Origin of the sequence: Salinicoccus luteus DSM 17002 (assembly GCF_000712035.1) — a bacterium.
Lineage (GTDB): Bacteria > Bacillota > Bacilli > Staphylococcales > Salinicoccaceae > Salinicoccus > Salinicoccus luteus.
On sequence record NZ_JONV01000009.1, the window covers coordinates 123,246 to 142,488 of the forward strand.

Annotated in this window: 19 protein-coding genes; 13 read left to right on the forward strand and 6 right to left on the reverse strand. The window is 49.8% G+C overall.

The annotated features are described in order from the left end of the window. Nucleotides 1–24 precede the first annotated feature (24 nt). The gene (locus BO53_RS0107145) at nt 25–1,260 is read left to right on the forward strand and encodes an MFS transporter (protein WP_031546900.1); all 1,236 of its coding nucleotides are present in this window, start codon (nt 25–27) and stop codon (nt 1,258–1,260) included. 203 nt (nt 1,261–1,463) lie between these two features. After that, nucleotides 1,464–2,588, forward strand: a complete 1,125-nt coding sequence (locus BO53_RS0107150) for an iron-containing alcohol dehydrogenase (RefSeq protein ID WP_342665369.1) — start codon at nt 1,464–1,466, stop codon at nt 2,586–2,588. A gap of 46 nt (nt 2,589–2,634) precedes the next feature. Here the strand turns inward: BO53_RS0107150 and dhaM are convergent, their stop codons facing one another. From dhaM to BO53_RS0107180, 6 genes are all read right to left on the reverse strand, one after another. Beyond that, on the reverse strand, nt 2,635–2,997 hold the full coding sequence (gene dhaM / locus BO53_RS0107155; RefSeq protein ID WP_031546902.1) for a dihydroxyacetone kinase phosphoryl donor subunit DhaM: 363 nt from the start codon (nt 2,995–2,997) through the stop codon (nt 2,635–2,637). After that, nucleotides 2,994–3,575: a dihydroxyacetone kinase subunit DhaL gene (gene dhaL / locus BO53_RS0107160; protein ID WP_031546903.1), complete on the reverse strand. Its 582-nt coding sequence runs from the start codon at nt 3,573–3,575 to the stop codon at nt 2,994–2,996. The genes dhaM and dhaL overlap by 4 nt, the downstream gene beginning before the upstream one ends. A 12-nt stretch (nt 3,576–3,587) precedes the next feature. Further along, a complete protein-coding gene (dhaK, locus tag BO53_RS0107165) occupies nt 3,588–4,556 on the reverse strand; it encodes a dihydroxyacetone kinase subunit DhaK (RefSeq protein WP_031546904.1) in 969 nt (322 codons plus the stop codon). Between the two features lie 67 nt (nt 4,557–4,623). Then, on the reverse strand, nt 4,624–6,051 hold the full coding sequence (locus BO53_RS0107170) for an aldehyde dehydrogenase family protein (protein ID WP_031546906.1): 1,428 nt from the start codon (nt 6,049–6,051) through the stop codon (nt 4,624–4,626). Nucleotides 6,052–6,179: 128 nt separating this feature from the next. Further along, complete coding sequence (locus BO53_RS0107175) at nt 6,180–7,433, reverse strand: YeeE/YedE family protein (protein ID WP_031546907.1); 1,254 nt, start codon at nt 7,431–7,433, stop codon at nt 6,180–6,182. Nucleotides 7,434–7,544: 111 nt separating this feature from the next. Next, nucleotides 7,545–8,549: an MsnO8 family LLM class oxidoreductase gene (locus BO53_RS0107180; protein ID WP_031546908.1), complete on the reverse strand. Its 1,005-nt coding sequence runs from the start codon at nt 8,547–8,549 to the stop codon at nt 7,545–7,547. A 118-nt stretch (nt 8,550–8,667) separates the two neighbouring features. Here BO53_RS0107180 and BO53_RS0107185 point away from each other — a divergent pair, with 118 nt between their 5' ends. From BO53_RS0107185 to BO53_RS0107235, 11 genes are all read left to right on the forward strand, one after another. Then, entirely contained in the window at nt 8,668–9,240 is a 573-nt protein-coding gene (locus BO53_RS0107185) for a thymidine kinase (RefSeq protein WP_031546909.1), read from the forward strand. Between the two features lie 126 nt (nt 9,241–9,366). Next, a complete protein-coding gene (locus tag BO53_RS0107190; RefSeq protein ID WP_031546910.1) occupies nt 9,367–10,023 on the forward strand; it encodes a PepSY domain-containing protein in 657 nt (218 codons plus the stop codon). Between the two features lie 141 nt (nt 10,024–10,164). Beyond that, a complete protein-coding gene (locus tag BO53_RS0107195; RefSeq protein WP_031546912.1) occupies nt 10,165–10,842 on the forward strand; it encodes a response regulator transcription factor in 678 nt (225 codons plus the stop codon). Between the two features lie 4 nt (nt 10,843–10,846). Then, nucleotides 10,847–12,220, forward strand: a complete 1,374-nt coding sequence (locus BO53_RS0107200) for a sensor histidine kinase (RefSeq protein ID WP_031546913.1) — start codon at nt 10,847–10,849, stop codon at nt 12,218–12,220. Next, nucleotides 12,204–12,842, forward strand: coding sequence for a hypothetical protein (locus tag BO53_RS0107205; RefSeq protein ID WP_031546915.1), 639 nt, complete (start codon nt 12,204–12,206; stop codon nt 12,840–12,842). The genes BO53_RS0107200 and BO53_RS0107205 overlap by 17 nt, the downstream gene beginning before the upstream one ends. Before the next feature lie 145 nt (nt 12,843–12,987). After that, entirely contained in the window at nt 12,988–13,716 is a 729-nt protein-coding gene (locus BO53_RS0107210; RefSeq protein ID WP_245608217.1) for a methionine ABC transporter ATP-binding protein, read from the forward strand. 13 nt (nt 13,717–13,729) lie between these two features. Further along, the gene (locus BO53_RS0107215) at nt 13,730–14,392 is read left to right on the forward strand and encodes a methionine ABC transporter permease (protein WP_031546917.1); all 663 of its coding nucleotides are present in this window, start codon (nt 13,730–13,732) and stop codon (nt 14,390–14,392) included. A 23-nt stretch (nt 14,393–14,415) separates the two neighbouring features. Next, nucleotides 14,416–15,264 (forward strand): MetQ/NlpA family ABC transporter substrate-binding protein, encoded by an 849-nt coding sequence (locus BO53_RS0107220; RefSeq protein ID WP_031546918.1) that lies wholly within the window; start codon nt 14,416–14,418, stop codon nt 15,262–15,264. A gap of 187 nt (nt 15,265–15,451) precedes the next feature. Then, nucleotides 15,452–16,627, forward strand: a complete 1,176-nt coding sequence (locus BO53_RS0107225) for an amidohydrolase (RefSeq protein ID WP_031546920.1) — start codon at nt 15,452–15,454, stop codon at nt 16,625–16,627. Between the two features lie 72 nt (nt 16,628–16,699). After that, complete coding sequence (locus BO53_RS0107230) at nt 16,700–17,764, forward strand: PTS sugar transporter subunit IIC (RefSeq protein WP_084184956.1); 1,065 nt, start codon at nt 16,700–16,702, stop codon at nt 17,762–17,764. Nucleotides 17,765–17,875: 111 nt separating this feature from the next. Continuing rightward, nucleotides 17,876–19,225 (forward strand): alanine/glycine:cation symporter family protein, encoded by a 1,350-nt coding sequence (locus BO53_RS0107235; RefSeq protein ID WP_031546922.1) that lies wholly within the window; start codon nt 17,876–17,878, stop codon nt 19,223–19,225. Nucleotides 19,226–19,243: the final 18 nt, after the last annotated feature.

The following is a 19,243-nucleotide window of genomic DNA, read 5'->3' on the forward strand; positions in this document are numbered from 1 at the left end:
CTTGAAAGCGGAGGACAGGATGAAATGAACCAGCCCAAAATAGGCATACAAAATAATCTTTCACAATTCATACTCCTCGTGGTGGCAAACCTCTTTGTCGGATCCATGGTGGGGATAGAAAGGACAGTGCTGCCTCTGCTTGGCGAAGAGCAGTTCGGGCTTGCCTCCACGAGTGCTGCGCTGAGCTTCATCATCAGCTTCGGCTTTTCCAAGGCGATCATCAATTATTTTGCGGGGAGTATTGCAGATAGATATGGACGTAAGAAAGTGCTGCTGGCAGGATGGGTCATCGGTCTGCTGGTCCCTGTACTGATCATATTTGCACATGCCTGGTGGGTGATCGTTGTGGCCAATGTGCTGCTCGGCATCAATCAGGGGCTCGCCTGGTCGATGACGGTGAATATGAAGGTCGATTTATCCAAGGCCGACCAGAGGGGAACGGCAGTAGGGTTGAATGAATTTGCAGGATACTCCGGGGTGGCCATTCTGGCGGCTGTATCAGGATATGTGGCTTCCACCTACTCATTACGGCCTGAGCCTTTCTATATCGGTATAGCGGTTGGCCTCGTCGGTCTTTTTATGGCCTTGATTATAAAAGATACAGAAGGTCATCTGAAGGTGCAGATGGAACAGTCGAGTGGAGAAAAGAACGATCTGTCGGCAAAAACAGTCTTCCAGAAGACTACATGGCAGGACCGGAACCTCTCAACTGCAAGTTTTGCAGGCATGTCCACCAACCTGAAGGATGGTATGGCATGGGGGCTCTTCCCCCTCTACTTCACGACTGTTGGCTTGAGTGTCAGCCAGATTGGTACGATTGTAGCTGTATACCCTGCTGCGTGGGGTGTTTTCCAGCTCTTTACCGGAGTGTTGAGCGATAGGCTGGGGCGGAAAAAACTCATCACTTACGGAATGTGGACGCAGGCTGCCGCGTTGTGGTTCATTCTGGCTGTAGAGAGTTATCCCCTTTGGATGATAGGCGCCATACTGCTTGGTATCGGAACAGCGATGGTCTATCCGACACTGCAGGCGGCCATCAGTGATGTTGCCGCTCCGGGATGGCGGGCTTCCTCCATGGGGGTATACCGGTTCTGGAGGGACAGCGGGTATGCTTTTGGTGCAATACTGGCGGGCATCATTGCGGACTTCATGGGTGTTACATGGGCAATCGGACTGGTGGCACTGATGCCATTCATCGCAGGCTTGATGTCCCGGTTCCGACTCGAGGAAACTCTGAAGCCGAGTAATAGGAAACAGTAACCAATGCATTGCTTTGGATGGATTGGTTTTTTAATTCACCAATAATCTAATGGACTGGGATATTGAATGCTATAACCTATGAAATATAGGGAAATGAAAAGGGAATAAACAACAGGAGGCGGAGGAACATGCGGCATCTGTACTACCGAACATATCAGAAGGTCATGAAGCCCACCATAAAATATATGCCCTGGAGAACCCCATTGGTCTTTGAAGGAGTACACAGTCTGGACCGTCTGCCTGGGCTCGTCAGTGCTGCCGGCATAAGAAGGCTGTTCATCGTTACCGATAAGGGGATACTGGAAACGGGTCTCATGGACAGGACGATGGAACAGCTTGAAATGAGGGGCATCCGCTGTACCGTCTATAGTGATACTGCGTCCAACCCCGATGTTCAGAACGTGGAAGCGGCAGTGCTTCAGTATCATGACCAGCAATGTGAAGGGATTGTGGCTTTCGGTGGCGGTTCGGCAATGGATTGTGCAAAATGTGTGGGTGCCAGAGTTGCCCGGCCTGAAAAAACTCTATCCGACATGCGTGGTGTCTTTAAGGTGAGGAAGAACATGCCGCCTTTTTTTGCGGTGCCGACCACTTCCGGTACAGGAAGTGAAGGTACTCTGGCCGCTGTCATTTCAAACAGGGACACGAGGGACAAATATGCTCTGATGGATACTTCGCTTATTCCTCATGTGGCCATAATCGATCCATTTCTTACATTGGACCTTCCTCAAGGGGTTACTGCAATGACAGGGATGGATGCACTGACCCATGCAGTGGAATCATATATTGGCAGGAGCAGCACCCGGCAAACGGAAGCATATGCCAAAGAGGCAGTGGCGCTCATATTCGGCAATCTTGAAGCAGCATATGACAATGGACATGACCTGCAGGCGAGGGAAGGCATGCAGCAGGCCGCCTTGAAGGCAGGACTGGCATTCACGCGTGCCTATGTCGGTAATATCCATGCGATTGCACATACCCTGGGCGGGTTTTATAATATCCCTCACGGTCTGGCTAACGCCGTTATAATGCCGCACGTACTCGAATACTACGGGAATGCGGTGCACAAACCGCTTTCAGAACTGGCGGATATTGCAAGGGTTGGATGCTTGACGGATACTGAACAGATGAAGGCGGCGGCGTTCATTGGAGCAGTCAGAAGGCTGAATGAAAAGATGGGTCTGCCGGACAGGATAGAAGGAATAAAAGAGAGGGATATTCCTGATATGGTGGAAAATGCCTATCATGAAGCGAATCCTCTCTATCCTGTGCCGGTGATTTTTGACAGGTCTGACTTCGAGAATATCTATCATGAAATCAGAAAATGAAAAACTCCCGCAATCCTATCGATGGTTGCGGGAGCAGTATTAGTCTCTACTTTTTCATGGTCTTGAGCTTTTCGAGAATATCTTCCGTCGAGGAACCTACACTGTTCTCAACGGCAGCGAGAAAGCTGCCTTCAACTATTGGTGATTCTGAAATATGTAGTTGATGTGGACCATCATACATTTCTACGGCCATTTCAAGGTTCATCCTACTCGAGCCGATATCATAGAAACAGACGGTATCATCCCCTATTTTTTCAAGCATATCGTTGATCTGGTCGACATTTGTGCCGATGCCGCCATCGACGCCCCCCGAGGCATGGATGACGGTATCGCCTGCCATCTGGGAAACGAGGGAACGTGTGCCTTCTGCAATTTCGCTGCTGTGGCTGATGATGAGGATCTCAGTCATTTTTCAACACCTTCTCCCAGTGCGTGAATGATATAGACGGCACTTTGTGCTCCGGGATCAATCGTCCCCTTGGACTTCTCCTTGAAGTAGGCAGCACGTCCTTTTGTCGCAATCATATCCTTCGTCTCCTCAGCCAGCTGCTGAAGATCTTCCAGGCTGAGTGACCCTTTCTCCCGAAACAGATCGGCGGATTTCGAAATGACGTCGTACATCGTCTTTTCGCCGCCCTCCACCTTGCCTTTCTCAGCAACTGTCCTATCAAACACCTCCAGCATTTCCATCAGGTTTTCTCCGTCTATTTCCTCTTTGGCCACCTCGCTCATCTTGACGAAGCTGAAGCCATAAAGTGGCCCACTCGCACCCCCGATGGAGCTCATCAGCGTCATGCCTGTCTGCTTGAGGATATCCTGTGTCGAACCGGCAGAAACTTTATCATTCACCGCTGAAAATCCGCGCTTCATGTTGACGCCGTGGTCCCCATCGCCGATTTCACGATCAAGCCCCGTCAGTTCGCTTTCCTTTTCGTCGAAGATGGATTTTAACCCATGCATTTGTTCAAGTAATTTTTCGGCGTTCATTTCCATTGCCTCCTATTTGAAATACTTGGATCCTGTATCTGCCTCGAGCGCTTCAAGGATTTCATCGTCTTCATCAAGTATGGTCAATGAGAACCCTTGCATGTCGAGTGCTGTCATGTAGTCTCCGACAAGCAGCTTTGAGACTGTGATGCCACGGTCATTCAATGCCTCCATCACATACTTTGTTACGATGCTGAGTTCACTTTCCGGTGTTGCCCCCATGCCATTGACCATAACAATCAGGCGGGAGCCGTCGGTATGCTTGAATAGTTCATCAAGCAGCCGATTGACAATCTTGTCGACGCCCTCCGCCTTTTCCCGGGAAATGCCTTTTTCCCCATGGATGCCGATACCGATTTCCATTTCATCTTCTGCGAGATCGAAGCCGTACTCTCCGGTCGTCGGTACAAGGCAGGGGTGGATGGCCATGCCGATGGAATAGAGTGTGGACATCATCCCTTTCACTTTCTCTACGATGTCATCGAGCGAAGCACCCTGTTCTGCGAGATGGCCTGCGTATTTATGGACGACTACAGTTCCGGCCACACCACGTCTCTGCTCTTCATTATCAATTGAAACATCATCCCTGACAATCACTGAAGCGACATTGTGTCCTTCCGCTTCCGCCATTTCCTGCGCCATTTCGAAATTCATGACATCCCCGCTGTAGTTTTTGATGATCAGCAGGACACCATCTCCATTATCCACCGCTTTTATCGCGGCAAGCACCTTATCCGGTGTCGGGGAGGTGAATACTTCGCCACAGACTGCGGCATCGAGCATACCTTGTGCCACATATCCTGCATGGGCAGGCTCATGTCCACTGCCCCCTCCTGAAACAAGTGCTACACCGCTGCTTTTCTTCTCTTTCCTTACCACTACGGTATCTTCGATGATCTCAATCTCCGGGTCCCGGTGCTTCAGACCGTCAAGCATGTCAGATAGAAAGCGTTCCTTGTCGTTGATCAGTTTTTTCACAATTCAATCCCCCTTTATCCTATACATATGTATACCCCAATCCGGGGAGGATTGGGGTATTTTTGGAAAATTATTTGAAATAACCTTTGATTGCTTTGACTTCGAGGAACTCCTCGATGCCGTAGTCGCCCCATTCGCGGCCGATACCGGACTGTTTATAGCCGCCGAATGGAAGGTCTTTGCGTCCGCCTGCACCATTGATTTCGACTGTGCCCGCTTCGATGCGGCGGGCGACGTCCGTGAGGGTCTCCATATCTTCGCCATAGACATAGCCTGCAAGGCCGTATTTAGTATCGTTCGCAATTTCAATCGCTTCATCAAGGTCTTCATAGGTGATGACGGACATCACCGGCCCGAAAATCTCCTCCTGTGCGATGACCATATCATTTTCAACATCGGAGAAGATGGTCGGCTTTACAAAGAATCCCTTGTCGAGGCCATCCGGCTGTCCGGCGCCGCCGTGGAAGAGTGTTGCACCTTCCTCTGTCCCTTTTTCAATATAGGACTGTACAGTATCAAACTGCTTACGGCTGACCAGAGGACCGACAGCAGTCCCCTCTTTACGCGGGTCCCCGACTTTCACCTGCTCCATTTCCTTTTTCGCAGCTTCAAGAAATGCCTCCTTCATGGATTCCGGAACCAGAGTCCGGGTGCCGGCCGTACATACTTGGCCGGTATTATGGACGACCTTTTTGACGGCGATTTTGGCGGCCTCTTCGACATCCGCATCATCGAGGATGATGAGCGGTGATTTTCCACCGAGTTCGAGAGAGACCTTCTTGAAGTCCCTGCTTGCCTTCTCCATGATTTTGGAACCTGTGGGACCGGAACCGGTGAATGACATCATACGGACTTTCGGATGTTCACTGAGCGGGTTCCCTACACCTTCGCCGTCGCCATTCACGAGGTTGAATACGCCTTTCGGCACCCCGGCAGCCTCGAAGATTTCAGCGAGGATGATGGCTGCGAAAGGTGTCTCCTCTGAAGGTTTCATCACTACAGGACTGCCTGCTGCAAAGGCAGCGGACAGTTTCAGTGCCGTCTGGTTCGTCGGGAAGTTCCACGGGGTGATGAGCCCTGAAACCCCAATCGCTTCCTTGACTACGAGATGATCACCGCGCTGCTCCTCGAATTCGAATGTATCCAGGGCATCCCTTGCGGCTGTGAAGTGGTTGAGCCCAGCCTGATAGTGCGTCTTTTCCGACATCTCGAGCGGGGAACCAAGTTCATCTGTAATCGCCTCGATCAAGTCTTCTTTGCGATTTTCGTACGCCTTCACAATCCTGTCCAGCATTTCACGTCTTTCCTCTACAGGTGTATGGCGGAATTCAAGATAGACGGAGTGTGCGGCTTCTACGGCCCTGTCGACATCTTCAGCATTGCCTTTGGCGATCTTGCCGAAGGCTTCACCGTTTGCCGGATTGATGACATCGATTGTTTCTCCACTTGCACTTTCCACCCATTCGCCGTTTATATACTGTTTCGTATGATTTCTCATTATGACATTCCCCTTTATTGTTTTTATCCCATATACTCTATCCTATATGTGCTGCTTCTAATCATCAGGAGGGCGTTGAATATGGTAAAAAACAGGGTGCATCTTTACAGACACACCCTGCTCTCATATCAGCATACGGAGTCATTGGATTTTGGCACGGAAAGTCCGAAAAGAGGACGAAGATAGAGTGCCAGGAATGTACCGGCAAGCGCCAGTATGCCCCAGATATATCCATGCATGCTGAAGGAGGCGATGCCTCCGAAATAGGCGCCTATGTTGCATCCGAATGCAAGACGGGCACCATAGCCCATCAGCAGTCCGCCAATGACGGAGGCTGAAAAGTTGCCCAAGGTGATTTTCGTGAATTTGAACAGACCGCCTGCTGCAGATGCAATGAATGCACCCAGGATGACGCCGAAGTTGAGGACGGTCGTCGTATCGGCGAATATCGAGGATTGGAGTGCAGTGGCATTCGCTCCCTGCCAGTAGCCCCACTCTGCGACATCGATACCGAAGAAATTCGCCACTTTGGATCCCCATAGCGCAAATGCGGAAGTAATGCCCCATGGCTGACCCCGTGTCATCAGTGTCAGTGCGTTAAGCACCGCAAGCGCGATGGCCGCAGCAAACAGTGGCCATGAGCCCCTGACCAGACGCTTCCATCCGCGTGAAGTAGGAAGTGGTGCCATTTTTGGCGCGTTCCTCTTCTTTTCGATGATGATCGTGGCCAGTGCAATCAAACCGAATATTATGAGGGATACAATCCATGCACCCCCATAGCCGAGGCCGGTGGATGTTGCGAGTGAAATGGGTTCGAATGAAGGCATCTCCTCCGTCCAGAATGGCAGGTGATATGCGCCCATTGTTGCACCGACAATGAAGAATATCAGTGTGATGAACATGACGGTACGGCCGCCCCCGATGGCATAGAGCGTGCCGGATGCACAGCCGCCGCCAAGCTGCATGCCGATGCCGAACATGAACGCACCGACAAGCAGGCTTACACCGACCGGAGAAACATAGCCGGAGACATCCTGGCCGAAGAAGGACGTGCCGAAGGCCAGAATGGGTGCAAATAACGTCACTGCCACAGCCAGCATCAGCATATGGGCACGCATCGCCTGTCCGTTGCCCACGGACATCATGCGCCTGAAGGCCGAAGTGAAGCCGAACCGGGCGTGAAATAGTGTGAAACCGAGCAGCAGGCCAATGATCATCAGCATGGGCTGCATCATCGACTGTGTGGCCGCCAAGTATAGAAATAGTACAAAACTGACTGCAATACCGCCGCCAACCAGTGCTTTCTGGGGCGGACTCAAAGCAAGTGAATCACGTCTTACCGGATCCCTTGCTTCATTAACGGGTTGAACTCTTGTGGTCATCTATAAGACTCCTTTTCTTATTGAATTGCTAGGATTAGAATATTATAGAATATCATAGTGCTTTAGTCAAAAATAAAAGACGGCCGACAAGGCCGTCTGTTCATGAGGAGTTTAAAGTGTATTGGATTTTTGTGCATCATGTATTGTATGTACGGGCGCCAGTGCTTGAATCGTCTCATGCCGTAGGGCTGCATCATGCGTCGGCAGGTGGAACATCAGTTCATCGATTCCCGTTTTGGATGCTATTTCCTCGAGTGTCGAGAGGACTTCCGCTGCCGTTCCGGCGACGATATGCGGTTCGATGATTTCCACATCCACCTGTCCAGAAGTCGTCGAAAGCAGTTCATCCGCTTTGTCCTCGCTCCCCACGCGGAGTACCCTGCCGTCCTGGAAGGTCAATTTGAAGATCCTGTTCCGGCTGATGATTTTCTCCTGGGTGGAGGTGTCGTCCGTAACGATGACGGAAAGCGCGGCGATAAACCTCCCTGTCCCATTGTGCGCCCGGAAGGTTCCGATGCTTTCTTCGAGCAGCCGTTCATTATTGGTGATGAAGTGTGCGTAGATGAAATGGGCACCCTCCTCTGCTGCGAACCTCGCTGAAGAGGGACTCGAGCCTAGCAGAAAAAGATCCGGCGGATGGGAGGTGTCCGGTGAGGTCTTCAACCCATCCCATTCCTCCGTGGGCTCCTGGGACAGGAACCGCTTGAGGTCCCTGAACTTCCTGTCGAAGGAGATGGCATCTTCGCGCAGTCCATGTTGCAATGCCTGTGTCGACAACGGCAGTCCACCAGGTGCTTTCCCAACCCCCAGATCTACGCGGCCGGCGCCCAGGTGCTGCATAAGTTGGAATTGTTCTGCAACTTTAAAGGGGTTATAATGTTGAAGCATCACTCCCCCGGAACCGATATGCATCTGTTCTGTATGGGCGAGCAGGTGTGATATCATAATTTCCGGTGCTGTGCCTGCAAGATTCTCATCATTGTGGTGCTCGGCGACAAAATAACGCCGATATCCGAGGCTGTCCGCCCGGATGGCAAGGTCTACGGTATCCTGCAGGGAAGCTGCGACTGTATGGCCATCGAGCACAGGGCTCTGGTTCAGAATACTGAAATCCATCTCATCACTCCTAGGGGTTAATTGTCAGAATATAATTAGTAATACTATAGAGGAAAAGTATTAAAGTCAACCATTCATACTAAAATGATAGGAATACATATAGGAAGTTGGAATCCATGTGGCAAAACTATACTATCGATACGGAACGATGCAGAGCAACAAAAGCAATCAGATCATCACAACACACCACCAATATACGACCCAGGGCAAACAGTGCCTGGCCTACTCCACCCCGATAGACACCCGGAGCGGCCATAAGAGGATCAAATCGAGGATCGGCCTTGAACTGGTGTGCGAGTACATTACAGAAAACATCTATGAAGAGGTGAAAGCAATCCATGAAAAGGACAGGGTGCATGCGGTCGTGGTGGATGAGGCACAGTTCCTCTCAAGGGCGGACGTCCACCGACTGAGCGACATCGCCGATGTGCTCGATATTCCGGTCATCTGCTTCGGACTGAAGACGGACTTCCGCAACCATCTGTTCGAGGGCAGCCGGGTACTGCTGGAACTTTCCGATGCTATTGACGAACTGAAGACCATCTGCCAGTTCTGCAACAAGAAGGCGACGCTCAATATGCGGCTTTTGAATGGCGTGCCGACCAACATTGGCGAAACGATACAGATTGGAGACGAAGAGTATGTGCCCGTCTGCAGGAAGTGCTACAAGGAAAGGCTGGAGCTTGTATAAATGTCTGGTGGGGTGTTTCATTAAAAGAAATCCAGCAGTGCTTTAATCATCTTTTAATTTTTCATTAACCGTCCTCTATTGATGGCTTCCTATAATGAGGTTACAAACATTAAGGAGGCGTTATGAATGATAATCAAAAAAAATCATCTGCTGATTGGAAGTATCGCATCAGCGCTCGTACTGGGTGCGTGTTCAAGTGCAAATGCAGAAACGGATATGAGCTGGGAAGACGATCGTACGGAAGGCACGACTGCTGTGATGAGCGCTGAAGCTGAAGGCAATGTAAAGAAGACCGCGCAGGAAGCGGTCGATGCAGCGAAGAAGAATTTTGACGGCAAGGTGCAGGAAGTGGAGCTCGAAGAGGATGACGGCATCTACTACTACGAAATAGAGCTGGAAAACGGCAATGAGGAATATGACGTCGATATCGATGCCAACGATCTGACAGTTCTTGAGGAATCATTCGACAGGGACGATGATGATGGAGGCCAGGACGACCGGGACGACGATAGTGACGACAACGGCCGGGATGATGACGATGACAGAAGTGAAGGGACATCTTCAGAATCCGGCAAGGACCAGCCGAAGCAGTCTGCCGGAAACGGGCTCATTTCTTCCACAGAGGCACTGAAGATTGCCCAGAATGAAGTCGGCGGTGAAGTGAAGGAATGGGATTTTGATGACGATGACAAGGAATATGAAGTGGAAATGGAAACAGAGGGAAAAGAGTATGAAGTGGAAATCGATGCACGAACTGGCGAAGTAACTGAAATCGATGACTGATTGAGGGACAGGTGGCCCGGGAGAAGTTCTCCCGGGTTTTTTAATTGAATTTTAATCGTTCTATAACGAAAACTCGGGCATTTTGTTTTATACTTGGTGTAATAGTAATCATCGTGCATCAAAGTAATGGGGAGTGCTGTTATGGAAAAGATTCTGATTGTCGAAGACGATGACAAGATCGCCCGTGTCATCCAGCTGGAGCTGGAATATGAAGGGTACGAAGTCGCAATTGCCTACACTGGAAAAGAAGCGATGGAAAAGTACGGAGCGGAATCTTTTGACATGATTCTTCTGGATGTCATGATTCCCGAACTGAACGGGCTTGAAGTGCTCCGCCGCGTCCGTCAGAAGGACGATGAAATACGCATCATCATGCTTACGGCAAGGGATGCAGTGATGGACAAAGTGAGTGGCCTCGACTCGGGGGCAAACGATTATGTCACCAAGCCTTTTGAAATCGAGGAATTGCTTGCGCGCATCCGGGCACAGCTGAAGCAGAGAAGCCTGTCAAATAATGCCGACTTCCAGGAAATAAAGTACAGGCACCTCAAGATTCTGCCGATGGCACGGGAAGTGTATATAGATGATGAACCGATCTATCTGACCCAGAAGGAATACGATCTGCTTCATTTTCTGGTCGAACACAAAAACCAGGCGTTGTCACGGGAGCAGATCATCGAGGCGGTGTGGGGCTATGACTATTATGGTGATACGAACACTGTAGATGTCTATGTCAGATACTTGCGCAAGAAACTCGATCGCGAATCCCCCTCCATCATTTCAAGTGTCAGGGGTATTGGCTATATAGTGAAGGACTGAAGTGATGAAACTCGGGACTAAAATTCAGTTGTATACGACCGTCATGACCCTGATTGTGGTCATCATCATCAACCTGTTCGTCTATTATTCATATAAGCAGTTTTCATTGAATGCAGAAATGGGACAGCTTGAAAACCGTGGCTTCAATATCATGCAGGAAATCCAGAATGCCAATGATAATGATATCAATGCTGAAGCTGTACTCCAGGCACATCTGCTTTCAGATGGCTATATGACGGTCATCGACAGCGAAAATAACCCGGTGGTCAGGATTGCGACGGAAGCTGAGTATGCCAACATATCCATGCCATATAGTACCTCACAGTATGCAGAAGCGATGAACCATGAGGCGCATCATTTTGTGATGGTCTCCCTGCCCATCATTTGGGAGAATGGTGAGGTATATGACCTGCAGATCTATGAAAATGTCCAGTTCCTGCATGAAACTTTCGAAATCCTGCGATGGATTCTGCTGCTGTCGACGGCGATCATCTTCATCGTCATATTCCTGTTGAACAGGATCATCACGAACTTCATAACCCGGCCGATCAACAAGCTGGTTGACAGGATGAACAGGACAGAGACCACATCGAAGTATTCAATGCTGGAAGTCGACCGGAAGGACACGAAGGAGCTTCAGGAACTGTCTGCAGCCTTCAATAACATGATGGAGGAGCTGAAGATCCATGATGAAAACCAGCAGGCCTTCATCATGAATGCCTCCCATGAGCTGAAGACACCGATTACTGTCATCAGTTCATACAGCGAAATGCTTAAACGTTTCGGCAAGACCAGAGAGGATGTACTGGACGAGAGTATCCATGCCATCAGCGATGAAGCAAGAAGGATGAAATATCTGACGGAACAGCTGTTGAGCTTTGCCAAGGTGAATACAGGCAGGGAGGAGATTTCCCGGCAGCCGACGCGCATCGTCAAGCTGATTCGGGATATTGCGGCACGGCTGGAGACGGTCTATCAACGGGAGATCGATGTACGTACAGATAATGAATCGGTGCTCGCCCATGTTGACGTTAATACGTTTGACCAGCTTGTGAAGATATTCATTGACAACGCCTATAAGTACAGTTCGGATGCAGTTGCAGTCGAAGTGCATGACCATGGACAGTCGGTTGAAGTGGCGATAAAAGACAGGGGCATCGGAATCCCTGAGGAGGATATCGATCACATCTTCACACGCTTCTATCGTGTGGATAAGGCCCGGGCAAGAAAGACCGGCGGCTCGGGTCTCGGCCTGTCGATAGCCCGTGAACTCGCAAAGTTGAACGGCATTGACATTTCCGTCGACAGCCAGGTGGACGTTGGCACGACCTTCAGACTGACTATGGAAAGCGGGGGAAATGATGAGGAAGAAAACTAAACTCCTAATTGCTGCTGGAGCAGTTGTACTGGCCATACTGATTGCTGTGGCGGCAATGGTGCAGTCCGAGTCCGATGACATTGGAGAAGATGAAGTCAGAGCGATGATCATGGAGCGGTACGGCGGTGAGATTGAAGCGGTCGAGACCAAGGGTCAGCACTACATTGTCCGGGTGTCAGATGAAAATTTCGAATATGAGATTACCATGGAACAGGAAGATGGCAGCATTGTTGATATGAAATCAAGGGAACTGCCCCCGGAGGAAGTTGCTGAGGAGCGGGTTGAAGAGAGCCCTGAAGATTCCGGGGAGAAGGCGCTCATGACAGAAGGGGAGGCCAAGGCCCTTGCTGCATCGGAAGTCGGCGGACAATTCATCCATGTCACAACGAATGAAGGTGCCCATCCTTCCGAATATCAGGTCATCCAACTGGTGGAGGATGACGATGAAGGAGCACTTGTCACCATCGATGCACAATCGGCCTCAGTTGAAAAAGTGCTGTGGTTCTCCATCGATTTCGAAGATATCCCAGACATAGAGGCCTTCGCACAGGAACTGCAGGAATATAACAGGCAGTACCAGGATGACTATTATATAGAATTTGACGATTATTATGATGATTAACCCCTCCGGACATGTTATTCTAGAGGGGTATTTTTAATATACTGACATTTTAGATGCAGAGGTATGATATCATTGGCTTTTGAGGAATTTGGACAGATATGATGCCTGTGCTGATTGTATTACGGAGGTCCTGAAGTTGATAGAAATGAAAGAGGTATCAAAATCTTTTACAGGTAAGGATGGTCCCTTCAAAGCTGTCGATAATGTAACTCTCACAATCAAAGAGCGGGAGATATTCGGCATCATAGGGGAGAGTGGTGCCGGCAAATCGACTTTGATGCGCTTCATCAATGCGTTGGAGATGCCCGACTCGGGGGATGTACGGGTCGACGGTGTGGAAGTGAAAAAACTGGCTGGGAAACGCTTGAGAACCCATCAGAAGGGTATCGGCATGATCTTCCAGCACTTCAATCTGTTGAGCAATAGGACGGTCGAAGAGAATATAAGGATGCCTTTGACACTACATAAATATAAAACGCCACTATCCATAGACGAAGTGCTGGCTTTTACCGGGCTTGCCGACAAGCGTTCCAGTTATCCTGCGGAACTGTCCGGGGGGCAGAAGCAGCGTGTGGGCATTGCCAGGGCACTTATCACCCGCCCGAAGATCCTCCTGTGTGACGAACCGACATCTGCGCTGGATGAGAATACGACTTATGAAATCGTCGATGTACTGCACAAGGCACAGAATGAGTACGGCATGACGGTCGTCATCGTGACCCATGAACTCAATGTCATCAAAACGCTGTGTCATCGTGCTGCTGTACTGGACCGGGGCAGGCTGATAGATACGATTGATGTGGTCCATGAGGATGATGGCCGGTCAGGAAAATCCTATCATGAACGCGTATTGGAAGTGTTGAAAGGTGATTAATCTAAGCCTTTATATGGAACGTGTGATTGAATATGCTCCAAGATTGTTTGAGAGCCTCTATGAGACGGGGATCATGATGGTTTTCGCCATGGTGGCAGCGATTCTGCTGGGTCTTCCCCTCGGTACCCTCCTATTTCTGACCTCCAGGAATAAACCCATGGAGAACAAGCTTCTGTACCAATTGGCAAGCATCTTTGTCAATATTGTCCGGTCATTCCCCTTCCTGCTTCTCGTTGTCGTCATGCAGCCGCTGATCCGCTTCTTCTATGGACGTGCAACAGGAGATCCTGTAGCGGCATCATTTCCGATGATGCTGATTGCCATCGCCCTCTATGCACGTTTTGTCGAGCAGTCCCTCCATGACGTACCCAAAGGGGTGATGGAGACGGCGGAATCAATGGGGGCAACGACGACCCAGCTGGTATGGAAGTTTCTCTATGTGGAAGCGCGAAGTTCCCTGATCATCGGTTTCACCACCGCCTTCGTCAGTTTCATATCCTATTCCACCATAATGGGGGTCGTCGGCGGCGGCGGTATAGGAGATTTCGCCATCCGTTATGGATACCAGCGTTATGAGACGGATATTATGTATACCGCAATTGTAGTGATCATCATATTTGTCATCCTGGCCCAATGGTTCGGACTCAGGATCGCCAGAAAACTTGATAAAAGATGAATATTCCAAAGGAGATGAAATGAATGTTTAAAAAAGGATTGTTGTTAAGTGGCCTCGCCCTTGTTCTTGCAGGGTGTGGAGGAGAAGAAAGTGGTACAGAGGAGTCGCAGGATAACGGCTCCAATGGTTCAGAGGAGAAGACTGTCGTACAGGTGGCTTCCCACCTGCCCCCGATGACGGATGTTGTGGAGATAGCAGGTGACGTCATTGAAGACCCGTATGAAATAGAACTGGTTGAAGTATCAGATAACATCCAGTATAACGAAGCTCTGCTGAATGAAGAAGTCGATGCGAACTTCGCACAGCATGAACCGTTCATGGAAATCTTCAATGAAGAACGCGATGGCAATCTCGTTGCGCTTCAGCCTGTATATAACGCCATAGTCGGCTTCTATTCCCCTGTCTATGATTCCATAGATGAACTGGAAGATGGGGCCGAAGTGGCAATTCCATCTGATGCCACAAACGAAGCACGGGCACTCATGATACTCGACCAGCAGGGCATCATCACTTTGGCTTCTGATGCAGAGCATACTGCGACAGTGGAAGATATCGAAGAGAATCCGAAGAACCTTGAGTTTACACATATCGACCTGCTCAACCTGACTGGTGCATATGAAGACGGAGTACCGCTTGTATTCAACTATCCGACATATATTTCCAGCATTGATCTGACACCGGAAGATGCTGTACTGCTTGAAGAGGATGAGGATAACACCTTCGCGATTCAGCTTGTAGCACGTGAAGACAACCAGGATTCGGAGGAGATCCAGGCTGTAGAGGAGGCGTTCACTTCCCAGGAAGTACATGATTTCCTTACGGAATTGAGTGAAGAAGGACACTTGGAACCCGCTTTTGAAGTGAATGAGTAATCTTGAAAGGACCGGAACTCTATTCCGGTTTCTTTTCAGGAATTGATGAAAGCGTTAACAATTCTGTAACTATTTTATGCAATTATTCAGATGGTCCATATATTCATTTGAATAGAAATGATCAATAGGTGTAAAGTAGAAGCATACTCCAGTTGAAAATACAAAATACTAAAAGAGGTGCGGTATGGTGAATGAAAAACTGATTGGACGTCTGGAAGAGAAGTATGAACGTATGGTCGAAATTCGCAGACATCTTCATCAAAATCCTGAGCTCTCTTTTCAGGAGACGGAAACAGCGGCATATATTGCGCAGTTTTATGAAGATGAGGATGTGGAAGTGGAGACGGGAGTTGGGGGCAATGGTCTCAGAGTGACCATTGATTCCGGCAGGCCGGGCAGGACCCTCGCACTGAGAGCCGATTTTGACGCACTTCCGATTCAGGAAGCAACGGGATTGCCTTTCGCTTCGAAAAACGCAGGTGTCATGCACGCATGTGGCCATGACGCGCATACTGCATACATGATGCTCCTGGCCGAAACCCTGATTGAACTCAAAGATGAATGGAAAGGCCGTGTAGTCATCATCCACCAGCATGCCGAAGAAACACCACCGGGTGGTGCCATCCAGATGATTGAAGACGGGGTCCTGGAGGGAGTGGACAATGTCCTTGGCGCCCATGTAATGAGCAATATGGAAACAGGGAAAGTGTTCTACCGGGAAGAGGAAGCTCAAACTGGCCGTGCCTACTTCAAATTGAGAATCAAAGGTTCCGGCGGTCACGGCTCTTCGCCCCATTTGGCAAATGACCCGATTGTTGCCGGTGCCCATTTCGTCTCAGAGGTTCAGACCATCGTCTCTAGGCGGTTGAACCCCTTTGAGTCCGGTGTGGTAACAATCGGTTCATTTGATGGGAAGGGCCAGTTCAACATCATCAAGGATGAAGTGACGCTCGAAGGCGATGTACGTGCAATGGGTGATGATACGAAACAGGTAATAGAAAAAGAGATCAAACGCCTATCAGGCGGTCTGGAAGAAACATTCGGAGTGGTCAATGAACTCGAATATAAAGATGACTACCCGGTGCTGTACAATGACCCGGAATTGACCGCAAAAGTTGCCGCATCCATCAGGGAAGCGGGTATACCGGGGATCTCGTCAGTAGAGCGCTGCGGTCCCCAGCCACCATCGGAGGATTTCGCCTACTATACTAAGGAACTGTCTTCCTGCTTCATCTATATTGGTGCAGCGCCAGAGGGGGAACCCTACCCCCACCACCACCCGAAATTCAATATTGATGAGCGCTCCATGCTGATTGCAGCACAGGCAATCGGCAGCGCCGCACTGTCCTACCTGATGGAATAAGAAAACCAATATACAAATACAAAAAAGCATTTATTCAGCCATGGGCGTCAAATGAATCAGAGGAGAGAAAATATGGAACAGTTGATTGGTATCGGATTACTCATACTTTTACTCGCGTTTTTCACCCTATTCACCTACTACGCCCCCCACGGGGATAAAGCCATGGGTGCGCTCGCTGCAGCAGCCATCGCCACCTTCCTGGTGGAAGCACTTCAGTCATTTGTCATAGGAGACATATTCAGCCTGGGGTTCTTTCAGGAGGCAGGAACTGAAGCCGGACTCCTGAGCGGGGTCATCGTTGCATTCCTCGTGGCTTTGACGATGGGTGTAAACCCGCTCAATTCTGCAATCATTGCCGTCTCATGTGGAGGCATCGGCCTGATACCGAGCTTCTTTGCGGCCTACATCATATCGTTTGGGGTCAAGTATCTTGAGAAGAAGATTCCGAATGGATTGGACTTCATCATTGTGGTCCTTGCGATTGTGCCCCTCACCCGGCTGATTGGTGTCGTGCTGACTCCGATGGTGGATGCATCACTGCTCAAAATAGGAAGCATCATTGAAGTGGCTACAGAAACCAGTCCGATCATCATGGGGCTGATGCTCGGTGGCATCATTACCGTAGTAGGTACATCACCGCTGAGTTCAATGGCTCTGACGGCGCTGCTCGGTCTTACGGGTGTACCGATGGCTGTAGGCAGTCTTGCAGCATTCGGTTCAGCATTCATAAACAGTACACTCTTCCACAAGCTGAAGATTGGAAATGCGAAATCCGTATTGTCGGTCGCTATAGAGCCGTTGTCCAAAGCTGATGTCATTTCGGCAAATCCGCTTCCCATCTACATAACCAACTTCATCGGGGGCGGGTTGAGTGGTGTGATCATTGCCTATTCGGGGCTTGTCAATAATGCTCCGGGAACTGCAACGCCGACAGCCGGACTGCTTGTATTGTTCGGTTACAATCCGGCAATGCAGGTACTGCTTTATGCAGTTATTGTTGCGGTTGTTTCCGGCATGGTCGGTCTTGCCGGTGCCTATTTCTTCAGAAATTTCCCTGTCTATAACAGTGACTTTGCCAAAGTGGCGGATGAAATGGAGGAAGAATCGGACAAATTCAAAAAGACCGCAGATATATGATTATACAGCAGCCACCCTCCGAGGGTGGTTTTCTCAGAGGGACATACCATTGACATTATCTGAAAATTCTTATAAATTATAGTTGAAAGCTATTAAGGGGGAGGGATCATTATGGGAGAGAGATTTGAAAATTTCACAGCAGATATCAGCAGCTTTGTATGGGGACTGCCTCTGATCATATTTCTGGTCGGTACAGGTCTCTATTTGACGATAAGGCTTGCATTTTTCTCTTTTCGGATGCTGCCTTATTCACTGAAGCTTGTCTTCAGCAAGGCCGATACGAAAAGCGAAGGGGATATCACCCATTTCCAGGCACTGATGACGGCGCTTGCTGCAACAGTCGGCACGGGTAATGTGGTCGGGGTCGCGACTGCTGTCGTCATTGGGGGGCCGGGAGCGGTATTCTGGATGTGGATCACGGCACTTGTCGGTATGGCGACGAAGTATTCCGAAGGGGTGCTCGGGGTCAAATACCGTCAGAAGAATGCTAAAGGGGAAATGTCGGGCGGTCCGATGTATTATCTTGAACATGGGCTCGGACAGAAATGGCTTGGCGTACTCTTTGCATTCTTTGCAGTATTTGCGGCAATATTCGGCATCGGCAATATGATACAGGCGAATGCTGCCTCGGGTGTCGCACTGGATGTATTCAATATACCAGTATGGGTCACAGGAATCGTGTTTGCGGTTCTCATCGGGCTGGTTCTCATCGGCGGCGTGAGGAGCATCGGAAAGACGGCCAGTATACTCGTTCCATTCATGGTTGCGCTCTATCTGATTGCAGGGCTCCTGATACTTGTACTACATATCGACCAAGTACCTGCTGCCTTCGGTCTGATCTTTTCGGATGCGTTTACTGGAAATGCCGTTGCAGGTGGTGCCCTGGGTACGGTCATAAGAATGGGTGTCGCACGCGGCCTCTTCTCAAACGAGGCCGGTCTTGGGACTGGCGGCATCGCAGCAGCCGCAGCACGGACGGATGTGCCGCCCCGTCAAGCACTGGTATCCATGACACAGGTATTCATCGACACCATCATCGTTTGTACGATTACCGGTGTGTCCCTGACGATGGCGGGTCTCTATACAAGTGGGACAGAGGGAGCCGCATTGACGGCACAGTCTTTCGACCAGCTGCTGCCAGGATTCGGGGATATCATCGTTGCTGTCACGCTGCTCACTTTCATCTTCTCAACAATACTCGGTTGGGGGTACTTTGGTGAGAAATGTTTCACTTATCTTGTCGGAGATAATTTCACATTGCTCTATAGGGTCATATTCGTTTTGGCAATCATTCCTGGAGCCACAATGTCACTCGGTACCGTGTGGAACCTTGGAGACATCTTCAACGGTCTGATGGCAGTGCCGAACCTTATCGGGCTGGTGCTGCTCTCTGGTGTGGTTGCTGCTGAAACAAAAGAGTTCGTTGATCTCAGAAAAAGGGAAAAACGGGAGATGGGATGACATTAAAAACGCGCTTCG